Annotated in this window: 7 protein-coding genes; 6 read left to right on the top strand and 1 reads right to left on the bottom strand. The window is 71.5% G+C overall.

The features are described from left to right. Positions 1–48: 48 nt before the first annotated feature. Complete coding sequence (locus UW392_RS01030; RefSeq protein ID WP_320772895.1) at positions 49–981, bottom strand: AraC family transcriptional regulator; 933 nt, start codon at positions 979–981, stop codon at positions 49–51. 165 nt (positions 982–1,146) lie between these two features. Between UW392_RS01030 and tkt the strand changes: the two genes are divergently transcribed. From tkt to UW392_RS01000, 6 genes are all read left to right on the top strand, one after another. Beyond that, entirely contained in the window at positions 1,147–3,240 is a 2,094-nt protein-coding gene (gene tkt, locus UW392_RS01025; protein ID WP_320772894.1) for a transketolase, read from the top strand. A gap of 19 nt (positions 3,241–3,259) precedes the next feature. Further along, the gene (gene tal / locus UW392_RS01020; RefSeq protein WP_320772893.1) at positions 3,260–4,414 is read left to right on the top strand and encodes a transaldolase; all 1,155 of its coding nucleotides are present in this window, start codon (positions 3,260–3,262) and stop codon (positions 4,412–4,414) included. Then, positions 4,411–5,940, top strand: a complete 1,530-nt coding sequence (gene zwf, locus UW392_RS01015; RefSeq protein WP_414495363.1) for a glucose-6-phosphate dehydrogenase — start codon at positions 4,411–4,413, stop codon at positions 5,938–5,940. The genes tal and zwf overlap by 4 nt, the downstream gene beginning before the upstream one ends. Further along, entirely contained in the window at positions 5,937–6,872 is a 936-nt protein-coding gene (gene opcA / locus UW392_RS01010; protein ID WP_320772892.1) for a glucose-6-phosphate dehydrogenase assembly protein OpcA, read from the top strand. Before zwf ends, opcA begins: the two co-directional genes overlap by 4 nt. After that, positions 6,865–8,550 (top strand): glucose-6-phosphate isomerase, encoded by a 1,686-nt coding sequence (pgi, locus tag UW392_RS01005; RefSeq protein WP_320772891.1) that lies wholly within the window; start codon positions 6,865–6,867, stop codon positions 8,548–8,550. Before opcA ends, pgi begins: the two co-directional genes overlap by 8 nt. A gap of 6 nt (positions 8,551–8,556) precedes the next feature. Continuing rightward, a partial coding sequence (locus UW392_RS01000; RefSeq protein ID WP_320772890.1) for an NAD(P)-binding domain-containing protein occupies positions 8,557–8,899 on the top strand: 343 nt, incomplete at its 3' end.

Below are 8,899 nucleotides of genomic sequence, written 5' to 3'. Positions count from 1 at the left end.
TCGCACGCGCGCGCGTGCGACCCGCCCTTCGCCGTGCCCGTACGCCCGTCAGCGCAGCTCCGCCCGGAAGGCCACCGGGGTGGCACCGGCGTGCAGCTGGAAGAACTTCGAGAAGTTGGCCGCGTCCGGGAAGCCGACGGCCGCACCGACCCGGCCGATCGGCAGCTCCGTGTGGGCCAGCAGCCGCTTGGCCTCCAGGACCACCCGCCGGTCGATGAAGCCCTTGGGGGTCTGGCCCGTCGCGGCGCGGACGGCGCGGACCAGGGTGCGGCGGGAGTACCCGAGGGCGTCGGCGTACGCGCTGACGCTGTGGTTGGTGGGGAAACCCTGCTCCACGGCGTCCCGGAACCGGGTGAAGGTCGTGTCGGCCTGCTGCCGCCCGGCCTCCGCCGAACTGGCCGCGAGGTGCGCGAGGCGGAGCAGGAACGCGCTCAGCGAGTGCCGCAGCACCGCGGTGTGCAGGCTGGGCGGCAGGGTCCCGACGTCGGTGTACTCGCGCTCCAGTTGCGCGAGGGCGTCGCGCAGGCCCGCCAGCCGGTCGGGGCCGGGGCGCAGCAGCGGGGGCAGATCGTACCGGTAGAGCCCCGTCGCCTCCACCGTGGCGCGGGGCAGGAAGCCGGGCTGCATGGTCAGCGCGGTCCCGCGGTACCCGGTCGTGCGGGAGAAGCGGTGCACCTGCCCGGGACGGATCCAGAGCAGGTCACCGGCCGAGGCCTGGTACTCGGCGAAGTCGATCATGTGAGCAACGGGGCCGCCGCTGAACAACATCACCACGTGGAAGTCGATGCGGTGCACGCGCTCGAGCGGTGCCTCGGGGTGCCAGGGGTGGTCCGGTCCCATCGGGCCTATCCGCATGCCGACGCCGGAGAGGGCCGGGCCCGCCGCCGGAAAGGTGAACGTCCTGATGCCCTCACCGCCCGCACCGACCGGGCCGCCGCTCACGTCCTCCACGCACCCGTCATGGGTGGTTCTGTCCGTCATGTCCCTCTCGCGTCGGCTCGCTCCGCCCCGGGTTCCGCCCGCGCGGCGCCCGGTGTCCCACTTTCACCGAAGGCTGACACAGGGAGACCTTCCCGACCAAAAGTCCGACTTTTAGTTTTGAACACGTCAGAGCTGTCCCCCGCTCCGATCGAGGATCTCTTGAAGATGAGCTCGCACCCGTCCGACCGTTTCGAGTGGACCGATCTCGACCGGCGTGCCGTCGACACGGCCCGTGTCCTCGCGGCCGACGCCGTGCAGAAGGTCGGCAACGGCCACCCGGGCACGGCGATGAGCCTGGCACCCGCCGCGTACACGCTCTTCCAGAAGGTGATGCGGCACGACCCCGCCGACCCCGAGTGGACCGGCCGCGACCGCTTCGTCCTCTCCCCCGGGCACACCTCGCTGACGCTCTACACCCAGCTGTTCCTCGCCGGGTACGAACTGGAGCTGGACGACCTGAAGGCGTTCCGCACGTACGGGTCGAAGACGCCCGGTCACCCCGAGTACGGGCACACCGCGGGGGTGGAGACCACCACGGGCCCGCTGGGCCAGGGTGCGGCGAACGCGGTGGGCATGGCGATGGCCGCCCGCTACGAGCGCGGCCTGTTCGACCCGGAGGCGCCCGCGGGCACCTCCCCGTTCGACCACGTGGTCTGGGCGATCGTCTCCGACGGCGACCTGGAGGAGGGCATCTCCGCCGAGGCGTCCTCCCTCGCGGGCCATCAGAGGCTCGGCAACCTCGTGTTCCTCTACGACGACAACCACATCTCGATCGAGGGCGACACCGCCACCGCGTTCTCCGAGGACGTCGTACGGCGGTACGAGGCGTACGGCTGGCACGTCCAGCGGATCGAGCCCGCGCCGAACGGCGACGTCGACGTCCACGCCCTGTACGAGGCGCTGCGGGCCGCGCGCGCCGAGACCGCGCGCCCGTCGTTCATCGCGATGCGCACGATCATCGCCTTCCCCGCGCCGCACGCGCAGAACACCGAGGCCGCGCACGGCTCGGCGCTGGGCGAGGAGGAGGTCGCGGCCACCAAGCGCGTCCTCGGTTTCGACCCGGAGCGGCACTTCGAGGTCGCGGACGAGGTCCTGGCCCACGCCCGGCTGGCCCTCGACCGGGGCGCCGAGGCGCACGCCGCCTGGAACAGGCGGGTCGAGGCGTGGCGCGACGCCCACCCCGAGAACGCACGGCTGTTCGACCGCGTGGTGGCGGGGCAGCTCCCCGAGGGCTGGGAGAGGCACCTGCCGGTCTTCGAGGAGGGCGGGGCGGTCGCCACCCGGGCCGCGTCCGGCACGGTCCTGAAGGCGCTCGGCGCGGTCCTCCCCGAGCTGTGGGGCGGCTCGGCCGACCTCGCCGGCTCGAACAACACCACGATCGACAGGACCAGCTCCTTCCTGCCCCGGGGCAATCCGCTGCCGGGCGCGGACCCGTACGGCCGTACGATCCACTTCGGCATCCGCGAGCACGCCATGGCCGCCGCCATGAACGGCATCGCCCTGCACGGCAACACCCGCATCTACGGCGGCACCTTCCTGGTGTTCTCCGACTACATGCGGGGCGCCGTCCGCCTCTCCTCCCTGATGCAGCTCCCGGTGACCTACGTGTGGACGCACGACTCCGTCGGACTCGGCGAGGACGGCCCCACCCACCAGCCCGTCGAGCACCTCGCCTCCCTCCGGGCCATCCCCGGCCTGAACGTCGTCCGTCCCGCCGACGCCAACGAGACCGCCGCCGCCTGGGCCGAGATCCTGCGGCGCCACGCCACCCACCCGGCCCCGCACGGCCTCGCCCTCACCCGCCAGGGCGTGCCCACGTACGAGCCGAACCCGGACGCCGTGAAGGGCGGGTACGTCCTCCGTGAGGCGTCCACCGGCACCCCGGAGGTGCTCCTCCTCGCCACCGGCTCCGAGGTGCAGCTCGCCGTCGCCGCGCGCGAGCGGCTGGAGGAGCGGGGCGTCGCCACGCGCGTGGTGTCGATGCCGTGCGTGGAGTGGTTCGAGGAACAGCCCCTTGCCTACCGGGAGAGCGTGCTGCCGCCGTCCGTGAAGGCCCGCGTGGCGGTCGAGGCGGGCGTCGCCCTCACCTGGTACCGGTACGTCGGTGAGCACGGACGCGTCGTCTCCCTGGAACACTTCGGCGCCTCCGCCGACGCCAGGACCCTTTTCACCGAGTACGGCTTCACCCCTGAGAACGTCGTCGCCGCCGCCCGGACCGCGCTCGACGCGGTCACGGACACCGCGGCCGACCGCGCTTGATGCGAGTTACTGAAGAAGGATGACCACTGTGACCGATACGACCGCCGCGGCGACCGCGGCCGCGGACCCCCTGAAACGCCTGTCCGACGAGGGCGTCTCCATCTGGCTCGACGACCTCTCGCGCGAGCGCGTCACCTCCGGCAACCTCGCCTCCCTCGTCGAGAAGCAGCACGTGGTGGGCGTGACCACCAACCCGTCGATCTTCCAGACGGCCATCGGGTCGGGCGAGGGTTACGAGGAGCAGCTCGCCGACCTGGCCGTGCGCGGGGTGACGGTCGACGAGGCCGTACGGATGATGACCACCGCCGACGTACGCGCCGCCGCCGACGTCCTGCGCCCGGTGCATGAAGCCACCGCGGGCCGCGACGGCCGGGTCTCCATCGAGGTCGACCCGCGCCTCGCGCACGACACGGCCGCCACGGTCGCCGAGGCCAGACAGCTCGCGTGGCTGGTGGACCGCCCCAACGTCATGATCAAGATTCCGGCGACCCGGGCCGGGCTCCCGGCGATCACCGAGGTCATCGGCCTCGGCATCAGCGTCAACGTCACGCTGATCTTCTCGCTGGACCGCTACCGCGAGGTCATGGACGCCTACCTGGCGGGCCTGGAGAAGGCGCAGGCGGCCGGGCACGACCTGGCCTCGATCCACTCCGTCGCCTCCTTCTTCGTCTCCCGCGTCGACTCCGAGATCGACGCGCGGCTGACGCGGATCGGCACGGACGAGGCCCTCTCCCTCAAGGGCCGCGCCGCCCTCGCCAACGCCCGGCTCGCCTACGCGGCGTACGAGGAGGTCTTCGCCTCCGGCCGCTGGACCGCGCTCGCCGCGTCCGGCGCCCGCAAGCAGCGCCCGCTGTGGGCCTCCACGGGAGTGAAGGACCCGGCGTACAGGTCCACGATGTACGTGGACCGGCTCGTGGCGCCGGGCACCGTCAACACCATGCCCGAGGCCACCCTCCTCGCCACCGCGGAGCACGGCGACATCACGGGTGACACGGTGACCGGCGGGTACGACCGGGCGCGCGTCGACCTGGCCGCGGTCGAGGCGCTCGGCATCTCCTACGACGAGGTCGTCGAGCGGCTGGAGGACGAGGGCGTACGGAAGTTCGAGACCGCCTGGCAGGACCTGCTGCTCGCGGTCGGGAAGTCCCTGGACCGCAAGGGAGCGGACGCGTGATGACCACCTGGACCAATCCACTGCGCGACGAACGCGACCGCCGGCTGCCGCGCATCGCCGGGCCCTCCGGCCTGGTCATCTTCGGTGTGACCGGTGACCTGTCCCGCAAGAAACTGATGCCGGCCGTGTACGACCTGGCCAACCGCGGCCTGCTGCCGCCGGGCTTCTCCCTCGTCGGGTTCGCCCGGCGCGACTGGGAGGACCAGGACTTCGCGCAGGTGGTGCACGACGCGGTCAAGGAGCACGCCCGCACCCCGTTCCGCGAGGAGGTCTGGCAGCAGCTCGCCGAGGGCATGCGCTTCATCCCGGGCAACTTCGACGACGACGAGGCGTTCGAGCAGCTGCGGTCGGCCGTCGACGAGCTGAACGCCTCCCGCGGCACGGGCGGCAACTTCGCCTTCTACCTCTCGGTGCCGCCGAAGTTCTTCCCCAAGGTCGTCCAGCAGCTGAAGAAGCACGGCCTGGCGGACGCACCGGAGGGCTCCTGGCGGCGCGCGGTCATCGAAAAGCCGTTCGGCCGCGACCTGGACAGCGCCCGCGAGCTGAACGCGCTCGTGCACGAGGTGTTCGACCCGGACCAGGTCTTCCGCATCGACCACTACCTCGGCAAGGAGACCGTCCAGAACATCCTGGCGCTGCGCTTCGCCAACCAGATGTACGAGCCGATCTGGAACCGGTCCTACGTCGACCACGTGCAGATCACCATGGCCGAGGACATCGGCATCGGCGGCCGGGCCGGCTACTACGACGGCATCGGCGCCGCCCGCGACGTCATCCAGAACCACCTCCTGCAGCTCCTCGCCCTCACCGCGATGGAGGAACCCATCGCCTTCGACGCCGAGTCGCTGCTCACCGAGAAGCTCAAGGTCCTGAAGTCCGTGCGGCTGCCGGACGACCTCGGCCTGCACACGGTGCGCGGACAGTACGCGGCCGGCTGGCAGGGCGGCGCGAAGGTGAGGGGCTACCTGGACGAGGAGGGCATCGACCCGCAGTCGAAGACCGACACCTACGCGGCCATCCGGCTGGAGGTCGACAACCGCCGCTGGGCGGACGTCCCCTTCTTCCTGCGGGCCGGCAAGCGGCTCGGCCGCCGGGTCACCGAGATCGCGGTGGTCTTCCAGCGGGCGCCCCACTCCCCCTTCGACTCCACCGCCACCGAGGAGCTCGGCGCCAACGCGATCGTCATCCGCGTCCAGCCGGACGAGGGCATGACCGTGCGCTTCGGGTCCAAGGTGCCGGGTACCTCGATGGAGATCCGGGACGTGTCCATGGACTTCGCCTACGGCGAGTCGTTCACCGAGTCCAGCCCGGAGGCGTACGAACGCCTGATCCTGGACGTACTGCTCGGTGACGCCAACCTGTTCCCCCGCCACCAGGAGGTGGAGGAGTCCTGGAAGATCCTCGACCCGATCGAGGAGTACTGGGACAAGCACGGCAGGCCCGCGCAGTACGCCTCGGGCACCTGGGGCCCGGAGGAAGCCGACGAGATGCTCGCACGAGACGGACGGAGCTGGCGCAGGCCATGAGGATCGACCTGACCGACACCACGGCAAGCAAGATCAACAAGGCGCTCGTACAGGGCCGCCGCGCCATCGGCACGCCCGCCGTGGGCATGGTGCTGACGATGGTCATCGTCACCGACGAGGAGAACGCCTACGACTCGATGAAGGCCGCGCAGCAGGCCTCCCACGAGCACCCCTCGCGGACCCTCGTCGTCATCAAGCGGCACGCCCGCAACCCCCGCGAACGCCACCAGTCGCACCTCAACGCGGAGATCCGCGTGGGCGCCGACGCCGGCACCGGCGAGACCGTGGTGCTGCGGCTGTACGGCGAGGTGTGCGACCACGCCGATTCCGTGGTGCTGCCGCTGCTGCTGCCCGACGCCCCCGTGGTCGTCTGGTGGCCCGTGGACGCGCCGGAGATCCCCGCGAAGGACCCGCTCGGCGCCCTCGCCCAGCGCCGCATCACCGACATGTACGCCGTGGAGAGCCCCCTCGACGTGCTGGACCTGCGGGCCAGGTCCTACGCGCCCGGCGACACCGACCTGGCGTGGACCCGGCTCACCCCGTGGCGCTCCATGCTGGCCGCGGCCCTCGACCAGGCCCGGGCGACGGTCACCTCGGCCGCCGTCGAGAGCGAGGCGGACAACCCCAGCGCCGAGCTGCTGTCCCGCTGGCTGGAGGCGCGGCTGGGCGTGCGGGTCGAGCGCATCGTGACCGGCGGACCCGTGGTCACCGGCGTACGGCTCGGCACCGAGCACGGCGAGATCGTGATCGACCGCCCCGAGGGCCCGCTCGCCACGCTCACCCTGCCGGGCCAGCCCGCGCGCACCCTCGCCCTGAAGGTGCGCACCACCTCCGAACTGATCGCCGAGGAACTGCGCCGCCTCGACGCGGACGAGATGTACTGCGTCGCCCTGCGCGGCGAACCGAACGAGGAGAACGCCACCCATGCCTGACTCCCCCGAGCTCGACCGGCGTCCCGAGTGGACCGCGCTGGCGGACCACCGGGCGCACGCGCTGCGCGACCCGGACCTGCGGGACCTGTTCGCGGCGGACCCCGGCCGGGCCGAGCGCTACACCGCACGGGTGGGCGACCTGCACGTCGACTACTCCAAGCACCTGGTCACCGACGAGACGCTGGCCCTGCTGCGGGAGCTCGCGGCCGCGACGGACGTGTTCGGGCTGCGGGACGCGATGTTCCGTGGTGAGCGGATCAACACCACCGAGGACCGGGCGGTGCTGCACACCGCGCTGCGCGCGCCGCGGGACGCGGTCGTCGAGGTGGACGGCGAGAACGTGGTGCCGAAGGTGCACGCGGTGCTGGACAAGATGGCCGGCTTCGCGGACCGGGTCCGGTCCGGTGAGTGGACCGGGCACACCGGCCGGCGCATCCGCAACGTGGTCAACATCGGTATCGGCGGCTCGGATCTGGGCCCGGCGATGGCCTACGAGGCGCTGCGCGCCTACACCGACCGCTCGCTGACCGTGCGGTTCGTGTCCAACGTGGACGGCGCGGACCTGCACGAGGCGGTGCGCGACCTGGACGCGGCGGAGACCCTGTTCATCGTCGCCTCCAAGACGTTCACCACCATCGAGACCATCACCAACGCCACCTCGGCGCGCGCGTGGCTGCTGGAGCAGCTGGATGGTGGGGGCACCTCCCGCTCGAGCGAAGCCGAGAGTGGGGGAGAGAAGGCGGTGGCCAGGCACTTCGTGGCGCTGTCGACGAACGCGGAGAAGGTCGCCGACTTCGGCATCGACACCGCGAACATGTTCGAGTTCTGGGACTGGGTCGGCGGCCGCTACTCCTACGACTCCGCGATCGGCCTGCCGCTGATGATCGCGGTCGGGCCGGAGCACTTCCGGGCCATGCTGGACGGGTTCCACACCGTCGACGAGCACTTCCGCACCGCCCCGCCGGAGCAGAACGTGCCGCTGCTGCTGGGCCTGCTGGGCGTCTGGTACAACAACTTCTTCGACGCGCAGGCGCACGCGGTGCTGCCCTACAGCCACTACCTGTCGAAGTTCACCGCCTATCTGCAGCAGCTGGACATGGAGTCCAACGGCAAGGCGGTGCAGCGCGACGGGCAGCCGGTGGCCTGGCAGACGGGGCCGGTGGTGTGGGGCACCCCGGGCACCAACGGCCAGCACGCCTACTACCAGCTGCTGCACCAGGGCACCAAGCTGATCCCGGCCGACTTCCTCGGCTTCGCCCGCCCGGTGGACGAGCTCGGTGAGACCCTGGCCGCCCAGCACGACCTGCTGATGGCCAACTTCTTCGCCCAGACCCAGGCGCTGGCCTTCGGCAAGAGTGCGGACGAGGTCCGCGCCGAGGGGGTGGCCGAGGAACTGGTCGCGCACAAGACCTTCCGCGGCAACCGGCCCACCACCACCATCCTCGCCCCCCGGCTCACCCCGGCGGTGCTCGGCCAGCTCGTCGCGCTCTACGAGCACAAGGTCTTCGTCCAGGGCGCGGTGTGGAACATCGACTCCTTCGACCAGTGGGGCGTCGAACTCGGCAAGGTCCTCGCCAAGCGCGTCGAACCCGCCCTCACCGAAGGCACCGACGTCCCCGGCCTCGACCCGTCCACCACCGCCCTCGTGGCCGCTTACCGCACTCTCAGGAAGAAGTGAACTGACATGCAGCTCGGACTCATCGGCCTCGGCAAGATGGGCGGCAACATGCGCGAGCGGATCCGCCGCGCGGGCCACACCGTCGTCGGCTACGACCGCAACCCCGCCCTCTCCGACGTCTCCAGCCTCCCCGAACTGGTGGAGAAGCTGGAGGGCCCGCGCGTGGTGTGGGTGATGGTCCCGGCGGGTGCCGCCACCCAGGCCACCGTCGACGAGCTGGCCGAGCTCCTGGAGCCCGGTGACGTCGTCGTGGACGGCGGGAACTCGCGCTGGACGGACGACGAGAAGCACGCGGTGGAGCTGGGCCTGAAGGGCATCGGCTTCGTCGACTGCGGCGTCTCCGGCGGTG

The sequence above is a fragment of the Streptomyces sp. CRN 30 genome (assembly GCF_034105845.1).
Note: the sequence above shows the minus strand (reverse complement) of the source record. Positions and strands in the feature narration are given on the sequence as shown.

Excerpts from the sequence above, each read along its gene's own strand:
- tal (WP_320772893.1), top strand. The coding sequence starts at position 3,260 with ATGACCACTGTGACCGATACGACCGCCGCGGCGACCGCGGCCGCGGAC.
- tkt (WP_320772894.1), top strand. The coding sequence starts at position 1,147 with ATGAGCTCGCACCCGTCCGACCGTTTCGAGTGGACCGATCTCGACCGG.
- opcA (WP_320772892.1), top strand. The coding sequence starts at position 5,937 with ATGAGGATCGACCTGACCGACACCACGGCAAGCAAGATCAACAAGGCG.
- UW392_RS01030 (WP_320772895.1), bottom strand. The coding sequence starts at position 981 with ATGACGGACAGAACCACCCATGACGGGTGCGTGGAGGACGTGAGCGGC.
- pgi (WP_320772891.1), top strand. The coding sequence starts at position 6,865 with ATGCCTGACTCCCCCGAGCTCGACCGGCGTCCCGAGTGGACCGCGCTG.